General features: G+C 50.8%; 11 protein-coding genes. 8 read left to right on the top strand and 3 right to left on the bottom strand.

Annotated features, from left to right (window positions below):
• Both mltF and ACP7FG_RS03365 read left to right on the top strand, forming a co-directional pair.
• Positions 1 to 1,368, top strand: coding sequence for a membrane-bound lytic murein transglycosylase MltF (gene mltF, locus ACP7FG_RS03370; RefSeq protein WP_416512068.1), 1,368 nt, complete (start codon positions 1 to 3; stop codon positions 1,366 to 1,368).
• Between the two features lie 86 nt (positions 1,369 to 1,454).
• On the top strand, positions 1,455 to 4,025 hold the full coding sequence (locus ACP7FG_RS03365; protein WP_439225514.1) for a zinc-dependent metalloprotease family protein: 2,571 nt from the start codon (positions 1,455 to 1,457) through the stop codon (positions 4,023 to 4,025).
• 2 nt (positions 4,026 to 4,027) lie between these two features.
• Here the strand turns inward: ACP7FG_RS03365 and rfaH are convergent, their stop codons facing one another.
• Positions 4,028 to 4,525: a transcription/translation regulatory transformer protein RfaH gene (gene rfaH / locus ACP7FG_RS03360; RefSeq protein ID WP_054491340.1), complete on the bottom strand. Its 498-nt coding sequence runs from the start codon at positions 4,523 to 4,525 to the stop codon at positions 4,028 to 4,030.
• Positions 4,526 to 4,911: 386 nt separating this feature from the next.
• Here rfaH and purL point away from each other — a divergent pair, with 386 nt between their 5' ends.
• A complete protein-coding gene (gene purL / locus ACP7FG_RS03355) occupies positions 4,912 to 8,799 on the top strand; it encodes a phosphoribosylformylglycinamidine synthase (protein ID WP_439225513.1) in 3,888 nt (1,295 codons plus the stop codon).
• A gap of 285 nt (positions 8,800 to 9,084) precedes the next feature.
• Here purL and ACP7FG_RS03350 read toward each other — a convergent pair whose 3' ends face one another.
• Positions 9,085 to 9,834 carry a 3',5'-cyclic-nucleotide phosphodiesterase gene (locus tag ACP7FG_RS03350; RefSeq protein WP_439225512.1) on the bottom strand — a complete coding sequence of 250 codons (750 nt, stop codon included), beginning with the start codon at positions 9,832 to 9,834 and terminating at the stop codon, positions 9,085 to 9,087.
• Between the two features lie 67 nt (positions 9,835 to 9,901).
• Between ACP7FG_RS03350 and ACP7FG_RS03345 the strand changes: the two genes are divergently transcribed.
• The 4 genes from ACP7FG_RS03345 (at position 9,902) to ACP7FG_RS03330 (ending at position 15,658) form a co-directional block, all read left to right on the top strand.
• Positions 9,902 to 10,534, top strand: a complete 633-nt coding sequence (locus ACP7FG_RS03345; RefSeq protein ID WP_271331937.1) for a DUF998 domain-containing protein — start codon at positions 9,902 to 9,904, stop codon at positions 10,532 to 10,534.
• Positions 10,527 to 12,776: a heavy metal translocating P-type ATPase gene (locus ACP7FG_RS03340; protein WP_439225511.1), complete on the top strand. Its 2,250-nt coding sequence runs from the start codon at positions 10,527 to 10,529 to the stop codon at positions 12,774 to 12,776. The genes ACP7FG_RS03345 and ACP7FG_RS03340 overlap by 8 nt, the downstream gene beginning before the upstream one ends.
• A gap of 5 nt (positions 12,777 to 12,781) precedes the next feature.
• Positions 12,782 to 13,528: a glutamate racemase gene (gene murI / locus ACP7FG_RS03335; RefSeq protein WP_439225510.1), complete on the top strand. Its 747-nt coding sequence runs from the start codon at positions 12,782 to 12,784 to the stop codon at positions 13,526 to 13,528.
• Between the two features lie 441 nt (positions 13,529 to 13,969).
• The gene (locus tag ACP7FG_RS03330) at positions 13,970 to 15,658 is read left to right on the top strand and encodes an NAD-dependent malic enzyme (RefSeq protein ID WP_439225509.1); all 1,689 of its coding nucleotides are present in this window, start codon (positions 13,970 to 13,972) and stop codon (positions 15,656 to 15,658) included.
• Here ACP7FG_RS03330 and ACP7FG_RS03325 read toward each other — a convergent pair.
• Entirely contained in the window at positions 15,655 to 16,806 is a 1,152-nt protein-coding gene (locus tag ACP7FG_RS03325; RefSeq protein ID WP_439225508.1) for a trans-sulfuration enzyme family protein, read from the bottom strand. The genes ACP7FG_RS03330 and ACP7FG_RS03325 overlap by 4 nt on opposite strands.
• Positions 16,807 to 16,889: 83 nt before the next feature.
• Between ACP7FG_RS03325 and azu the strand changes: the two genes are divergently transcribed.
• On the top strand, positions 16,890 to 17,339 hold the full coding sequence (azu, locus tag ACP7FG_RS03320) for an azurin (RefSeq protein ID WP_054490527.1): 450 nt from the start codon (positions 16,890 to 16,892) through the stop codon (positions 17,337 to 17,339).
• Positions 17,340 to 17,345: the final 6 nt, after the last annotated feature.

Below are 17,345 nucleotides of genomic sequence, written 5' to 3'. Positions count from 1 at the left end.
ATGCCGAAGTCTGCAGTATCGCTGTTTGTTTTATTGCTGCTTGCCGTTAGCTTAGTAACGGCCTGCAGTCCTCAAACCCGCCCCGATGCCATGACCGTTGTTAAGGAACGTCAGGTATTGCGGGTGGGAACCTTAATGAACCCCACCAGCTATTATTTTGACCATGACCGTGAGCAAGGTTTTGAATACGACCTGGCGAAACGCTTTGCTGATCGCTTAGGTGTTGAGTTGGAAATGGTGCCGCGGTTTGATGTGAATGATCTCTTCACTATGCTGCGCCGGGGGGAAATTGATATTGTCGCTGCCGGGATTGACCGCACCTCAACACGGGCGCGGCTGTTTCGTTTTGGCCCTCCGTACGATGTGATTAGCCAGAAAGTGGTGTTTAAGCAGGGCTCGCGGCAGCGTCCACGGGACTTGCAGCAAATTACCGATGGCGAAATTGTGGTGGTGGAAGGCAGTTCACACCACGAGTTTTTGAAAAGTTTAGGCGACAGCATTCCTACCCTGAACTGGCGCGCAACTCGTGACCATGATGCGGTAGAGTTGCTGCAAATGGTGATTAATGAAGAGATTGACTACACCATAACCGACAGTACGGCGCTGGATATTCAGCGGCGTTTCCATCCGGATTTAAGCGTGGCCTTTACCGTAAAGCATGATCAGGACATTGCCTGGGCTCTGCCGCAGGGCGACGATGATTCGTTGTTTTCTGCCGTGGTGGAATATTTTGGCGAAATTCGTGCAAGCGGTCGGCTGGCGCACATTAAAGAGCAGCACTTTGGCCACGTAAAACAATTTAATTATGTGACCACCAGCTTATTTATTGAGGCGGTAGATAAAATATTACCGATTTACCAGGAAACCTTTAAAGAACATTCTGGTTCGCTTGACTGGCGCTTGCTGGCGGCAATTTCTTATCAGGAGTCATTATGGAACCCGCGTGCCGTATCGCCCACCGGCGTTAGGGGCATGATGATGCTAACCCTGCCTACCGCCAAGGCTATGGGAGTTAAGAGCCGTTTGAACGCAGAGCAGAGCATTCGCGGTGGTGCCCGTTATTTGGAGCGCATGCTGAACCGGGTTCCGGCAAGAATTCCGCAACCGGACAGGACATGGTTCGCATTAGCTGCCTATAATATAGGCTTCGGGCATTTAGAAGATGCACGGATAATAACGGAGCGTCAGGGGGGCAACCCGGACCGGTGGGTTGATGTGAAGAAGCGTTTACCCCTGCTTCGGCAAAAACAATTTTACCGTCATACCCGCTATGGCTTTGCGCGTGGCGATGAGCCGGTAACTTATGTTGGAAACATTCGTCGTTTTTACGACACACTAAAATATCTTGATGAGCAAGGACGGCTTTAGCCTGATGCCCTGTGATGTACCCTGACATTCATGTCAGGTGAGATCCTCACGTCAGGAAAGCAGTAAACGTATAGGAACGAAAATAGATGAACAAGAAGACAATAGCTGCGGCAGTAGTGGCACTAACACCGATGTTTGCCGCCGCTCAAAGTTTGGGTGACAGTATTGAACTGTCTGTAGAGAACCAGATTATAGAAGCGACGCTTGCCGAGCGTTTGTCGTCCGCTAACAGCTATCGGCTGACCTTTGAGAACGCATCGGGTGACACTCAGCATTTAGGCTTTTTACATCAACGTGGTGATAATCAGCTTATCTCAATTACCCATCCGCAACTCGGCTCTGTCAGTATTCGCCGAGTGGATGGTAAAACTGTTACAGAGAACACGAACCTGCCGCCGGCTGAGCCTAAGCGCCGGTTCACGGAGCCTCAGGGTACGCTGAATCTCAATGCCCAAGCTTTATCTGTCCCCCCAAAATCGTACTCCGTTGATCTTTCACCTGCACCGCCAGAGGATGTACAAGAGTTTGATGACTCACTCGATGTGTTGTTTGTGTATGACGACCGTTTAGTCAGTTATGCCGAAGAGAACGATTACGATTTGGAACTGGCTATTCAAAGTGCGGTAGACGCCAGCAATAGTATATTTCAACGCTCTGGTGTTCCGGTAACCATGGCTGTTGCCGGAATGGAGCCGTTTCGTCCCGAAAGCACCACAGACTTTCCTAATGAAAACCCGGATCCCTTATTGGATGAGCTTATCGACGACCAAAGAATGCTTCGTTTAATAGACCGCTATAAAGCCGATGTGGTGCATTTTATCGGGGCTGATAACCCGGACGTATGCGGAATTGCATTTAGAGCTTCTGACTTTAGTACCAGTAACAACCGGGTGAGCTTTGTCAGCGGTGGTGCCAATGCCGGTTATACGGCTTTAAGCTGTATGGGATCGGGTACGGTAGCGCACGAAGTGGGTCATAACTTTGGCCTGCGTCACGATCGTTATACATTAGCTGATAACTCCAGCGGTGGCGAAGGTGACCAGGAAGACTTTCATATTCCTTATGGCTTTATCGACGGGCAGGGACGTTTTTATACGACCATGTCTTATGGTTCTGTGTGTCGTAGCGAATTCAGTGAAGGTGAGTGTGTCAGTGAAGCTGCCTACTCAAGTCCGGACTTAGTTGATGGAAACTATGGTGTGCCACTGGGTAAAGCGGCTTCTGAAATTGATGCAGCCGATGCTAGTCTGGCGGCTCAGCGCAGCAGTATTATTTGGGCAAATAACAGTTCACGCACCAATATTGACAGTATGCAAGTTGAACGCATTGGGAATGACTCTCTGACGTTCAGTTGGCCGCGCGTTGAGGGCTCTGATAAGTACGTTATTGGCGCCGGAGCTTGTGAAGGGTATACCGGTATATCACAACAAGCGTTGTTAGATGACGCAGGTGTTTCCGATAATACCGTTAGCTACGCGGCGAGCTCTCTTCCTGACAGCATTTGTGTTATTGCCGTTGAAGAAGTTAACGCTAATGCGGCACGTTGGCGCTTTGTGAGTAACGCGAGTTTTAGCGGCGACTATACGGATGCCTCGGCAGATTACTTATTAGTTGATGAAAATGTGTTAAGCCTTGCAGAGGCAGGTGATGAAGCTGTTATCGCCGTTAATTTGTCCGACCCAGAAACCGCAAATGAGTCAATTCAGCTGGCTCTGCCCGTGACAGCCAGCGGCACAGATGTTAGTCAACAAGTTGGTATCGACAATGCGGCTGAGTGGTTCAGTTGGGAAGTGATTGGTGATAGTAGCGTCAGAATTATGACCATAACGTTAAAACAGTCGCTTGCTGATATTAGCGCAGGGTTAGACAAAGACAATGTGCATAATCCGTATCACCTGCCTTTGAAAGTGGTTAATACCGATGCACCTGATTTCTCTGTTTCTACTGGGGTTTGGATAGATCCATCCAGCACGCTTGGCGGATCTGCACAGGTATTTGTTAGTCAGGGAGAAAGCATTGGCGAACTGTTAGCCGTGAATTCTGCGGTGAGTGTTTATAATGTCCCTAACGACGTTGTTATCAGCGTGGAAGAACCGGAAGGCTTCATTTCAAACTTTAGCGCTACGGAAGTTGACCCTGAAGTTGAAGGTGAGCGTCGAATTCAGCTGTCGGGCGATACACCGATGGTAGATGATGCGTTATCCGTACCACTGCGTGTTGACTTTAGTGACGGCAGCGAAAGTGTAACGGTCTCACTAACTGTTGAGCCAAGAGCAATAGCTCCAGGTATTAGCGGTTTCCGTGCCAGCAATACTGTAGAGGGTCAGACAGTGACGTTAACCGCTACTGTAACTGACGAGGACGAGAATCTGGACACATCCAGCATTGAGATTGTCCGGGTAAATGGCGATGGCAGCGAAACTGAAGTTTCTAATGTCAGCCTATCCGGCGATACGGTTACGGCGTCTGTTGGAAGCTTGTCTGCCGGTCAATATCAATATCGACTGAGTGCAAGCGACACCGAAGGTAACAGCGAGAGTGACAGCGTTAACTTCACGGTAAGTGCAGCGCCGTCAGAAAGCAGTAGCGGCGGACACGCCGGCTGGTTGGTTTTATTGGGGCTTATCGCTCTGGGGCTACGCAAACGCGTAGCCTGATTTTATTGGAATTGCAGCTCTTTGTAACTGAAGTTAGCTTTCACTTCTTTTTGCATCCATTCCAGCATAACAAAGCAGCGTGATTCACCATCCAGTTTGACAATTTTGGCAAGGAACCCACGGAAGGGGCCTTGCTGAATTTCGACTGTGTCACCCACTTGAGGGGCTTGTTCGTCGGTTAGTTGATCCACGCCCCGCATTTGGTCTATCCAGCTTTGAGGGACTTTTGGAATGTTATCGCCAAAACGTAATACTCCGGCGACACCATAGGTACTGCGAAGTTTGTAAAATTGCTCGATAATGTCATCGGGTTTCACAAAGACATAGCCCGGAAACATACGCTCAACCACCGATGTACGCACACCTCTGCGCACTTTCTTCACTGTTAACTCCGGCGCAAACACCTCAAACCCCTGGTTTTCTAAGTTTAAAATGGCGCGCTCTTCCTGCTTTGGCTTGGTTCTTACTATGTACCAAACGTCGGATTGGAGTTCATTCATAACAGGTCCTTTTGCTGATAGGCGGCTGATCTTTCCACATTCAGTTGAGTTACGCAAATTAAGCCGATAAGCCTGCATAAAATCATTGCATAAAACTGAGGCGGCAAGGTAAGCTGAACAGGTCTTTCAACGCAATAAAGGCCAAAGTCTATGCGAGCCAACCGCCTCAGACGTGAAAATAATTCCCGCCGTCGCGCTGTTATCCGTAAGCGCAGACAACGTATCATCGATAGACGCGAAAAGTGGTTTCGCATAGTGAATCGCGAAGGTACAGCCAAAGTCGAGTAGCCAGGCGTTTACGTCAGGTTCGATATTCCACCTGACATAAATGTCAGGCTACTGTATAATCTGCCAGCAAAAATCGCCCAGCTTTGGAGACCTTGCTTGTGGAAATCTACCGCGGTGCACCTGCCTTATCAGCCTTCAAAACAACGAAGCAACTTGAACAACTGAAACAGGCAGGAATTCCTGTCAAAGAGCTTTATGCCGAGTATCAGCACTTTGTTGATTTGCACAATGAACTGAGCGACGAACACCGTTCCGTATTGGTTCAGTTACTGAAGTACGGCCCTGAAATGCCGGCACACGAGCCTCAAGGTGCTCTGGTATTGGTTACTCCCCGCATTGGTACTATTTCTCCCTGGGCTTCAAAGGCCACTGACATTGCCCACAACTGTGGCTTGAAAAGTATTCATCGTGTTGAGCGTGGTGTGGCTTTCTATCTACAGGGTGACTTGTCGGCTGAAGAGCTGAAGCAAGCGGCGTTACTGTTGCATGATCGTATGACCGAAAGTGTCTTGTACGATATGAACGACGCGCAGCAGCTATTCCGCTCGCAGGAACCGCAGCCATTGTCTTCGGTGGATATTCTGGCAGGCGGCCGTGAAGCTCTGGCACAGGCAAATATCAGCTTAGGTCTGGCACTGGCCGATGACGAAATTGATTATCTGGTAGAAAATTTCCGCAAACTGGATCGCAACCCGAACGACATTGAGCTTTATATGTTTGCCCAGGCAAACTCTGAGCACTGTCGCCACAAGATTTTTAACGCCGACTGGACCATAGACGGCGCGGAACAGCCTAAGTCGCTGTTCAAAATGATTAAAAACACCTTTGAAACCACACCGGACTACGTGTTGTCGGCCTACAAAGACAACGCTGCTGTTATGGAAGGCCATGAAGCCGGGCGCTTTTATCCGCAGCCGGACAGCATGAGTTATGGTTACAGCCACGAGCCGGTGCATATTCTGATGAAGGTGGAAACGCATAACCACCCAACGGCTATTTCTCCTTACCCGGGTGCTGCAACCGGCTCCGGCGGTGAAATTCGCGATGAAGGCGCTACTGGTGTTGGTTCTAAACCTAAAGCTGGCCTGGTGGGCTTCAGCGTTTCTAACCTGAATATTCCTGGCTTTAAGCAGCCGTGGGAAGAAAACTACGGCAAACCAGCGCGTATTGTTTCGGCGCTGGATATTATGCTGGAAGGTCCATTAGGCGGCGCAGCCTTTAACAATGAATTTGGTCGTCCCGCGCTGACCGGCTACTTCCGTACTTACGAGCAAACGGTCGACAGCCACAATGGGCGCGAGACCCGTGGTTACCATAAGCCAATTATGATTGCCGGTGGTTTAGGCAATATTCGTGAAGCCCATGTACAAAAAGGTGATATTCCGGTTGGCGCTAAGCTGGTTGTACTAGGTGGCCCGGCAATGAACATTGGTTTAGGTGGCGGCGCGGCGTCTTCTATGGCGTCGGGTGAGTCGACAGAAGATTTAGATTTTGCTTCAGTACAGCGTGAAAACCCGGAAATGGAACGCCGCTGTCAGGAAGTGATTGACCGTTGCTGGCAGCTAGGAGCCGATAACCCTATTGCCTTTATTCACGACGTAGGCGCTGGTGGCCTGTCGAATGCCATGCCGGAACTGGTTAGTGATGGTGGTCGTGGTGGTCGCTTTGAACTGCGCGAAATACCAAACGATGAGCCCGGCATGACACCGCTGGAAATTTGGTGCAACGAGTCGCAGGAACGTTACGTTATTGCTATTGCACCGGAGAATATGGCGCGTTTTGAAGCTTTGTGTGAGCGCGAGCGTGCAGAATACGCGGTTATTGGTGAAGCGACTGAAGAGCTCACTATTTTACTGAACGATGCCAAGTTCTCGAATCAGCCGATTGATTTGTCACTGGACGTATTGTTAGGCAAGCCGCCGAAGATGCACCGCGACGTGGCCCGCTTGCAGGCCGAAGGTACGCCATTGCATCTGGAAGCGGCTGACTTGAATGACGCCGCTGATCGTTTATTGCGCTTACCGGCTATTGCTGAGAAAACCTTCTTAATTACCATTGGTGACCGCAGTGTTACCGGTTTGGTTGCCAGAGACCAAATGGTTGGTCCGTGGCAGATACCGGTGGCTGATGTTGCGGTAACCGCGTCCAGTTATGACAGCTACCACGGTGAAGCAATGGCCATGGGCGAGCGTACGCCGCTGGCATTACTGAACTTTGGCGCTTCGGCCCGTATGGCGGTAGCTGAATCTCTGACTAATATTGCCGCTGCGGACATTGGCGATTTAAAACGCATTAAATTATCGGCTAACTGGATGTGCGCAGCTGGTCACCCGGGCGAAGACGCCGGCTTGTACGAGGCTGTTAAAGCGGTAGGTGAAGAGCTGTGTCCGGAACTGGGTATTACCATCCCGGTGGGTAAAGACTCCATGTCGATGAAAACTCAGTGGCAGGAAGACGGCGAAGACAAAGCCGTGACTGCGCCAATGAGTTTGGTGATTACGGCGTTTGGCCGGGTGAATGACATTCGCGCAACCTTAACGCCGCAATTGCGTACCGACAAAGGCCAGTCGCATCTGATATTAATTGATTTAGGTAAAGGTCAGAACCGGCTAGGCGGCTCTGCACTGGCGCAAGTGTATCAGCAGTTGGGACAACACACGCCAGACTTAGACGACACTGAAGCCTTTAAAACCTTCTTTAACACCACACAGCAGTTGGTCACCGAAGGGCGTTTACTGGCCTACCATGACCGTTCAGACGGCGGACTGTTCACCACCGTAGCGGAAATGGCGTTTGCCGGAAACTGCGGTGCGAAAGTGGCACTGGACGAGTTAGGCGAAGACAATTTAGCGGTTCTGTTTAATGAAGAGCTGGGCGCTGTTATTCAGGTCAGCGACGAGCAGTATCAGCAAGTGATGGAAGCTTACAGCGAGGCTGGCTTAGGCGACTGTGTTAAACGCATTGGTGAGCCAACACATGAAGACGCCATTGTTTTTACCCGTAATGGGAATGATGTTCTGGCGCAGAGCCGTACACACTGGCGTACGGTGTGGGCCGAAACCACGCATCATATGCAGCGTTTACGCGACAACCCGGTGTGTGCTGATGAAGAGTTTCGCCTGAAACAGCGTGCCGACAACCCGGGTTTACAGGCCGATTTAACCTTTGACCCGTCTGAAGACATCGCGGCGCCTTATATTGCCAAAGGTGTGGCGCCTAAAGTAGCAATTCTGCGTGAGCAGGGTGTGAACTCGCATTACGAAATGGCAGCTGCCTTTGACCGTGCCGGTTTTGAAGCGGTCGATGTTCACATGAGTGACATTTTAGCGGGTCGTGTGTCGTTAGAAGATATGCAGGCATTGGCTGCTTGCGGCGGCTTCTCTTACGGCGACGTTTTAGGTGCCGGTGAGGGCTGGGCTAAGTCTATTTTATTTAACGACCGTGCTCGTGAGCAGTTTGAAGCTTTCTTTAATCGTAATGACACGCTGGCACTGGGTGTGTGTAACGGCTGTCAGATGTTATCCACGCTGAAGCAGCTCATTCCGGGAACCGAGCACTGGCCTCGTTTTGTGACGAACCGCAGCGAGCGTTTTGAAGCACGCTTTAGCCTGGTGGAAGTGCAGGAGTCTCAGTCGGTTTTCTTAGGTGACATGGCAGGATCGCGTATGCCAATTGCGGTGTCTCATGGTGAAGGCCGTGCTGAATTTGCTAACCCTCAGCAACAGTCGCAGTTAGAGCAAAGTGGTCAGGTTGCGTTGCGTTATATTGATAACTGGGGTGAAGTGGCTAAGCAGTATCCGGCTAACCCGAATGGTTCACCCAACGGCATTACCGCAGTAACCAGTGACGATGGCCGTGTGACGGCAATGATGCCACACCCTGAGCGTGTGTTCCGTACCGTAGCCAACAGCTGGCACCCGGATGAGTGGGGCGAAGACAGCCCGTGGATGCGCATGTTCCGCAACGCCCGTAAGCACCTCGGGTAGCTGGGCGGCGCGAACTGCAATTCGGCTACCCCGTGGGCTTTCTGCTTACGGAGACGCTGCAAGTTCATCCCTGAACGCTTGACGAAGGCCATCCATGGCCTTCGACACTCCTACAGCAGAAAGCCCACGGGTTTGATGTCTCTTGCAGCTCGCGCTGCACACCTCCTCAATAGTCCCTGCAACCGTTAGGGCGTTCGCTATCCATGGTATCTCACCTGATGTGAACATCTGATTCGCGACGTGTAGCCTGATGTTTACGTCAGGAACGATATCCCATAGCTCAGGTTACAACACCACTGTATTTTTATGCGGTGGGTTGGTTGCTAAGGTTTTGCGCAGGGCAATTTCGTAGCTGGGTTTCAGGTGAGTTACCCAAAGCTCAGCGGGTTGTTGCTCTAAGCTTTTCAGGGTGCTTTCTAGCAAGCCCGGGGTCATGTGTTTGGTTTTTTCTGCAACCTGGAGTAATTCGTCGGGGAAAGCGCATTCCAGCATGAGAGTATCAATATGGCCTAAGCGGTTAAGCTGCTCGGTCAGTTGCTTGCCGGCTATGGTATCGGCAGGGAAGACAAAGTGTTTGCCCTGACTTTTGACGCTGTACCCCACTGTCGGCACGCTATGCTCGACGGCAAAGGCTTTAATTTCCATACCTTCAAGCTCTATGCATTCACCCGGGTGAATTTCTTTAAACGTTAGTATCGGCTCCGGTCCTTCGGTCATGCTGCTGAGTTCAGGCCAGATATCGCCATTAAAAATGTTATTCTTCAGCTTCTCCAGGGTATGAGCCTGTGCGTATACGGTGACGGGTAAGTGCTCACTTCCGTACTGGTTACTTAAAAAGGTAGGGAGCGCCGCTATGTGGTCCATGTGTGAATGGGTTAAAAACACATGCCGAACTTGGTGCATTTGTGCCAGGCTGAGTTGATTCAGGCCGGTGCCTGCGTCAATCACAATGTTATGATTGAGCTGAATACAGGTTGAACCTCCTTTGTTGTCGCCGCTGAGTCCGCCGCTGCAGCCAAGCACTTGAATATTCACAATCTGTTCCCATCTTGGTTTACACTGTAGTGAAAGATTATCACATTAATACAGCCGAGGAGGCTACATGCAAAACGCACCGACGAAAAGCTCTCCAGTGATGCCGCAACTCATTATTCTGACCTTGTTTTGGGTTGGGCTGCAGTTGGTGGCAACCTGGGTAAAAGACGACTTTTCACATGTCAGCCAGTACATCAGTGAAATTAATGCCACCGGCAGCACCGCGGCGGGCGCTTTTGGCTGGGTGGGTTTTATTCCTTTGGCGATGATTTCCTTCGGCGTTTTGTTAACAGCCCGGCCGCATTTGCGGGTGCAAGGCATCAGTCATTTAGGCTGGGCGTTACTATTTTTCTATCCGGTTGCTTATCTCGGTGCGGCTATAGCACCCTGCGACCTGGGCTGTCCGACGGATGGCTCCAGCTCTCAGGCGTTACATAATATTATCAGCATAGTCAGTTACTTTGGCTTCGCGCTGGGCACCTTGCTGCTGACCTTTACACCAAGAACTACCTGGCCGGTGCGCGCTGCGTTTGTGTTGTTGTCTGTGGTTATAGCTTTAGGTTTTGTGTTGATGATAAGCCCTGAACTGGCTGAAGTACGCGGTGCCATGCAACGTTATGTTGAGCTGGCGCAGTTGGTCGTGTTTTGGCTGTTGCTGTGGCTGAAGCCTGCAGAAGCCGACGGAGGTAGCGATGAGTAATTCCGTTCGTTTAAGTATTGAAGGTATGAGTTGTGCGTCCTGCGTTGGGCGTGTCGATAAGGCGCTTAATGGTCTGGATGGTGTTGAAGATGCCTCGGTGAATCTGGCGTCGGACAGTGCCGAAGTAACATACTCTGACAAGGTTTCTGTCAATGATCTGATTAAGGCGGTGAAAGGTGCGGGCTATGATGCCCACGAAGTGCTTGATCGCGATAAGCAAATGCGCGAACAGCGTGAGCAACAGGCAAAAGAAATGCGCACGTTAAAAGGCCAGTTATGGCTTTCAGCGTTGTTGACGCTGCCGGTGTTTATACTGGCCATGGGCAACCATATGGTGCCGGTATTTTCCGAGTGGGTGCATAACTCACTGGGCTTACAAACCAGCTGGTGGGTACAGTTAGTGCTTACTACTATGGTGCTTGCGGTTCCCGGTGCGCGTTTTTATAAACTGGGTATTCCTGCGCTATTGCGCGGGGCGCCGGACATGAACTCCTTGGTGGCACTGGGCGCAACAGCAGCCTGGGGTTACTCGGTCGTGGCAACAATTGTTCCTTCGTGGCTGCCGAGCGAGTCAGTGAACGTTTACTTCGAAGCTTCGGCGGTTATTGTCACGCTGATTCTGGCCGGACGGTTTATGGAAGCGCGCGCTAAAAGCCATACCTCGGACGCGATTCAGCGACTGATGAGTCTGCAAAGCAAAACCGCACGTGTGGTGCGGGACGGTGAGGTGACCGAAGTCGATATTGCTGAGCTGGGCAAAGGCGATGAAATTGAAGTGCGTCCGGGCGAGCGTATTGCACTGGATGGCGAAGTGTCTTCCGGTGACAGTTATGTGAACGAAGCCATGATAACCGGTGAACCTGAGCCAGTGCATAAAGAAAAAGGCGACAAAGTGGTCGGCGGTACCCTGAACGAAAAAGGGACGTTGCGGTTTAAGGTAACGGCGACCGGCGAAGGCACAGTGCTGGCGCAGATCATTCGTATGGTTGAGCAGGCTCAGGGCAGTAAACTGCCCATTCAGGATACCGTGAACCGCATTACATTATGGTTTGTACCGGCGGTCATGCTGGTGGCGTTGCTGACCTTTGTGGTGTGGTACTTTGCCGCCAGTGAGTCAGCACTGACCTTTGCGTTGGTTAATGCGGTGGCTGTGTTAATTATTGCCTGCCCCTGCGCAATGGGGCTGGCAACGCCTACGTCTATTATGGTGGGGACCGGTCGAGGTGCCGAAATGGGCGTGCTATTCCGTCAGGGCAGTGCGTTGCAGGCGTTGCAGCAGTCGAAAGGCGTTATTTTTGATAAAACCGGTACACTGACAGAAGGCAAACCAACCATTACCGACTGGCTTACCCTGAGTGACTTTGAGGAAAAAGAGGTGCTGACATTAGCCGCTTCGATTGAAGCTAAGTCAGAACACCCCACCGCAGAAGCTTTGGTCAACTACGCCAAAGAGCAGGACATTAAAGTCAGCGAGCCTGACAGCTTTGAAGCCATTTCAGGTTTGGGGGCTACCGGTAAAGTTGATGGTAAAACGCTTTATATTGGTACCAGCGAGCTGATGCAGGACAACGGTATTGCGCTTGATAACGAACCTGATGACGCGAAAAGCTGGTCTGAAAGTGGCCGCACACCCATTTATGTGGCAGTGGATGGTAAGCTGGCGGCTGTATTTACTCAGGATGATCCGATTAAATCCAGCGCCAAAGAGCTAATTAAGCGCTTGCATGATGACGGCCTGAAAACGGCAATGGTCACCGGTGACGCCGAGTCCACCGCAAAACGCATTGCCAAAGAACTGGGCATTGACGAAGTGGTAGCTAACGTTAAACCCGATGGCAAAGTGGATGCCGTAAAGCGCCTTAAGAAGGAGTGGGGTCAAGTCATATTTGTAGGGGACGGTATTAATGATGCGCCGGCATTGGCCTCTGCTGATGTGGGTTTTGCTATCGGAACCGGTACCGACGTGGCGATTGAATCCGCCGATGTGGTACTTATGTCAGATAATCTGACCGTGGTGCAGCAGTCCTTCGCCTTGTCAGAAGCAACCATGCGCAATATTCATCAGAATTTATTCTGGGCGTTTGCTTATAATACCGCACTGATTCCTGTCGCTGCCGGCGTACTGTATCCGTTTTTTGGTATTTTGCTGTCGCCTATGCTGGCGGCCGGCGCTATGGCGCTGTCCAGTGTCTTTGTTATAACCAACGCGCTGCGTCTTAAAACAGTAAGCCTGGAGAAATAGTAAGCATGAAAGTTGGAGTTTTTGATAGCGGTGTGGGTGGTTTAACAGTAGCGCGGTCACTGCAGCAAAGCGGTTGTTTCAGCGAGTTGCTGTATTACGGAGACACCGCCCGGGTGCCCTACGGTAGCAAGGACAGCAATACGGTAACGCGCTACGCGCTGGAAGCTGTGGAGTTTTTTAACGGCGCCGATGTAGACTGCCTGGTGGTAGCCTGTAATACCGTGAGTGTGACCGCATTAGAGCAAATGCAGAAGTTCTCTAACAAGCCAGTTTACGGGGTGCTGGAGCCAGGTGTTATGGCACTGCAGCAACTGCAGGGTATTGATACCAGCGCCCGGGTACTGGTTATTGCTACGCGCTCGACCATAAACTCCGGTGCCTACCAGCAGCAAATACAAGCGTTGGGCTACAACCAGGTAGACGCCATGCCTACACCGTTGTTTGTGCCTATTGTCGAAGAAGAGCTTTACGACGGGCCGATACTGCAGGAAACTTTTAAGCATTATTTCAGCAAGCTTAAAAAACCGGATGTGGTGCTGCTGGGCTGTACGCACTTTCCGCTGATAGCCGAGAGCATTTCCGACTACTTCAACGGCGCAAAAACCATCCATTCCGGCGAGGCCATGCTGTCCTGGTTAAAGCAACATCTGGACTTAAGCGCCCAGTTTGAAAGCACACCACTGCACATCATAGCCACCGAAAACGTCGACGCCGTCAAACGCACCGCCACCCGCTGGGGCCTGAAGCTTTAATCCCAGGGGCAGGCTTCGCCGGCAATTCGGCTGAGAAAAGAACTCGTGGCTTGAGGAGACGCTGCAAGTTCATCCATGAACGCTTGACGAAGGCCATCCATGGCCTTCGACACTCCTCAAGCCACGAGTTCTTTCCTGTATCGCCTTTTGCCACCAAAGCCTGCCCCTGGGATTAACTTCCTATCTAAGATATTTGTGCCAGATGAAAATGCGAGATAGCGAGTGCGCAAAAGGATTAGCAGTGGGACTTTGGAGGTGTGCAGCGCCATGGATGGCGCTGCCCAAGCCCTACAGGGATGTATTCACGGGCGTCCTCCAAAGTCCCACTGATAACCTCAGCACTCGCGTTTTCCTCGGTATTCCAATCCAGCGAAACATGTGAATCGCAGCCGCGTTTTGCTATGATATTCGTATTACTTTGGCTTTCAGGAGTTTGTACTTATGCCGCAGACGCAGCGTCCGCTTTATATTCCCTATTCTGGCCCTAATTTGTTGGAAACCCCGCTACTGAATAAGGGCAGTGCGTTCAGTAAGGAAGAGCGTGCCGCGTTTAACCTGACCGGTTTGTTGCCGCCTCGCTATGAGAGCATTGAAGAGCAGGCTGAGCGTGCTTATATGCAGTACCGGAGCTTTGAAACGCCCATTAACAAGCATATTTACCTGCGTGCTATTCAGGACAACAATGAAACCCTGTTTTATCGCTTATTAACGGATCATCTGGAAGAGATGATGCCAATCATCTACACCCCGACCGTGGGGGATGCCTGTGAGAAATTCTCGGATATTTACCGCAGCTCACGCGGCTTGTTCATTTCGTATTCAGAGCGTGATCAGCTGGACGATATTCTGCGCAATGCTACTAAGCAAAAAGTGAAAGTGATTGTCGTCACCGACGGCGAGCGCATTCTGGGCTTAGGTGACCAGGGTATTGGAGGCATGGGTATTCCGATTGGTAAGCTGTCGTTGTATACCGCCTGCGGCGGCATTAGCCCGGCGTATACACTACCGGTTATGCTGGATGTCGGCACCAATAATGAAAAGCTTCTGGAAGACCCAATGTACATGGGGGCGCGACATAAGCGTATTGGTCAGGAAGAGTACGACGAGTTTCTCGATAAATTCATCAAAGCGGTTACCAAACGCTGGCCTGGTGTGATGCTGCAGTTCGAGGACTTTGCTCAGCCTAATGCTATGCCGTTGCTGCGTCGCTACCGAGATGAAGTCTGTTGTTTTAATGATGATATTCAGGGCACCGCCTCTGTGACTGTGGGTACCTTACTGGCGGCCTGTCGCCAAAAAGGCAAAAAGCTCAGCGAGCAGAGAGTTGTATTCGTTGGGGCTGGTTCAGCTGGTTGTGGTATCGCCGAGCAAGTCATGATTCAAATGACCGCGGAAGGCTTAACGGAAGAGCAGGCGAAGAAACAGATATTTATGGTCGACCGCTTCGGTCTGGTGATGGACACTATGGACGGGCTGCGCGACTTCCAGCAGGCATTAGCGCAAAAAACGGCCGACCTGAATGACTGGGAATACAGTGGTGATTATCCGTCGTTGCTGGATGTGATGCATTGTGCCGAACCGGATATTTTAATTGGTGTTTCCGGTAAGGCGGGCTTGTTTACTGAGCAAGTTATATCGACTATGGCAAAAAATGTTGAACGGCCCATTATTTTCCCTCTGAGTAACCCGTCAAAACATGTAGAAGCGCACCCTGCGGATGTACTGAAATGGAGTGAAGGTAAAGCCATTGTTGCTACCGGTAGTCCTTTTGGTGAAGTTGAGTATAACGGGCGTTTGTATCCGATAGCTCAGTGTAACAACAGTTATATTTTCCCGGGCATTGGTCTTGGTGTGTTGTCGGTTAAGTCGCAACGGGTCAGTGATGAAATGCTGCGTGTGGCAAGTAAGACGTTAGCAGCAGCTTCGCCCAGTGCCAATGGTAAAGGCGAGGAATTACTGCCGGCTTTTAAAGACTTGACGCAGTTGAGTAAAGACATTGCTTTTGCGGTGGGTAAAGTGGCTCAGCAGGAAGGTCTGGCACTGGAAATTGATGACGATACGCTGCGTGAGCGCATCGACAACAATTTCTGGAAGCCGGAATACCGCTTCTATAAGCGCGTCAGCATTTAAGCGTGCGCGCTGTCGATGGCCTGCTGTAAGTCTGCCAGCAGATCATCGGCGTTTTCAATTCCTACCGACAAACGCAATAGGTCTAAGGGTACCGGGGTATCCGGGCCTTCAATGCTGGCGCGGTGTTCAATCAGGCTCTCTACACCACCTAATGACGTAGCGCGATGCCACAGCTGTGTTTTTGCGGCAACGGCAATAGCGGCTTTCTCACCACCCGCCAGACGGATAGACAACATGCCGCCAAAACCGCCCTGCATTTGCTTAACCGCAATATCATGGCCGGCAAAGCTTTTTAAGCCCGGGTACAGCACTTCAGTGACTTTTGGGTGTTGTTCTAACTGCTCAGCAATGTACAACGCATTTTGACAGCTTTCGCGTACTCGTAAAAACAACGTTCGCATGCCGCGTAGTAGCTGAGCTGCATCTTGTGGCCCCGGAACTGCACCGTATTGCGCGCGAATGGCAACCAGGCGTTTCCAGAAGTCGTTATCTTCGCGGGCAGCGAGAGCGCCAGAGATAACGTCGGAGTGACCGTTAAGATATTTTGTGGCGGAATGCATGACAACATCGGCACCGAGATCCAGCGGTTTAGTCAGCAAAGGTGTGGCTACCGTAGAGTCTACCGCCAGCAGGGCACCGCAGTTACGAGCTATATTAGCTACCGCAGCAATGTCGGTGACTGTCCACAAAGGGTTGCCAGGGGTTTCCAGCCAAATGAGCGTAGGAGCCTTTTCTGAAATGGCATGGCGCAACTCGTCCAGGTTAGACGTATCGACAAAACGAACGTCCAGTCCGCTATCGACCCCGAAGGTCTGCAGCCATTTGCGCAACGCCCAGTACATGACTTTAGGGGCGATGACTGAATCTCCCGGTTTTAAAGCTTGAAAAACCGTGGTTGCAGCAGCCATACCGGAGGCAAATAAACGTGCATCGGCCGCATTTTCCAGCTCGGCTAATAGCTTTTCTGCGGGACGGTAAGTGGGGTTATCAGCTCGCGAGTAGACACGACCAGTACGATATTGATTATCCTCATCGCGCAGGTAAGTCGTTGATGTGTATACTGGAGGGATAATTACGCCATTCTCGTTGTCAGAGTGGGTACCTCCCTGAGCAAGGAGCGATTGTGGCGAAAATGGATGTTTCGTCATATAAATTCTCGTTAAAGTAATCTCAATGCGAGATTTTACGTATAAGGAAGGAATCATTTCATACTAACCGAAGAGGTATTGCAATGCGTTACATAATTTCCGCACTACTGGGTTCGATGTTGTTTGTCGCAAACGCCGCACAAGCTAACGAATGTGAACTCACTATAGATAGCAATGACAACATGAGGTTTGATACAAAAGAGATGTCCGTACCAGCGAGCTGTGACGAAGTGACAGTAACTCTGACTCACTCAGGTAAGCTGGATAAGAAGGTCATGGGTCATAACTGGGTTCTGAGTGAAGCTGGTGATATGCAATCAGTTGTTCAGCAAGGCATGTCAGCTGGTATGGAAAGCCAGTATGTACCGGACTCAGATGCCGTTATTGCGGCAACCGATGTGATTGGCGGTGGTGAAGAAACCTCAGTGACTTTTTCTACTGAAGGTATGAGTGCAGACACTGATTATAAATTCTACTGCACCTTCCCTGGCCATTCAGCCATTATGCAAGGCAGCTTTGCGATTAAAGAATAGTTGTAG

The organism is Idiomarina sp. ST10R2A5 (assembly GCF_051842325.1).
Lineage (GTDB): Bacteria > Pseudomonadota > Gammaproteobacteria > Enterobacterales > Alteromonadaceae > Idiomarina > Idiomarina abyssalis.
Note: the sequence above shows the minus strand (reverse complement) of the source record. Positions and strands in the feature narration are given on the sequence as shown.

Excerpts from the sequence above, each read along its gene's own strand:
- ACP7FG_RS03325 (WP_439225508.1), bottom strand. The coding sequence starts at position 16,806 with ATGACGAAACATCCATTTTCGCCACAATCGCTCCTTGCTCAGGGAGGT.
- ACP7FG_RS03345 (WP_271331937.1), top strand. The coding sequence starts at position 9,902 with ATGCAAAACGCACCGACGAAAAGCTCTCCAGTGATGCCGCAACTCATT.
- ACP7FG_RS03365 (WP_439225514.1), top strand. The coding sequence starts at position 1,455 with ATGAACAAGAAGACAATAGCTGCGGCAGTAGTGGCACTAACACCGATG.
- azu (WP_054490527.1), top strand. The coding sequence starts at position 16,890 with ATGCGTTACATAATTTCCGCACTACTGGGTTCGATGTTGTTTGTCGCA.
- ACP7FG_RS03340 (WP_439225511.1), top strand. The coding sequence starts at position 10,527 with ATGAGTAATTCCGTTCGTTTAAGTATTGAAGGTATGAGTTGTGCGTCC.
- ACP7FG_RS03330 (WP_439225509.1), top strand. The coding sequence starts at position 13,970 with ATGCCGCAGACGCAGCGTCCGCTTTATATTCCCTATTCTGGCCCTAAT.
- rfaH (WP_054491340.1), bottom strand. The coding sequence starts at position 4,525 with ATGAATGAACTCCAATCCGACGTTTGGTACATAGTAAGAACCAAGCCA.
- murI (WP_439225510.1), top strand. The coding sequence starts at position 12,782 with ATGAAAGTTGGAGTTTTTGATAGCGGTGTGGGTGGTTTAACAGTAGCG.
- mltF (WP_416512068.1), top strand. The coding sequence starts at position 1 with ATGCCGAAGTCTGCAGTATCGCTGTTTGTTTTATTGCTGCTTGCCGTT.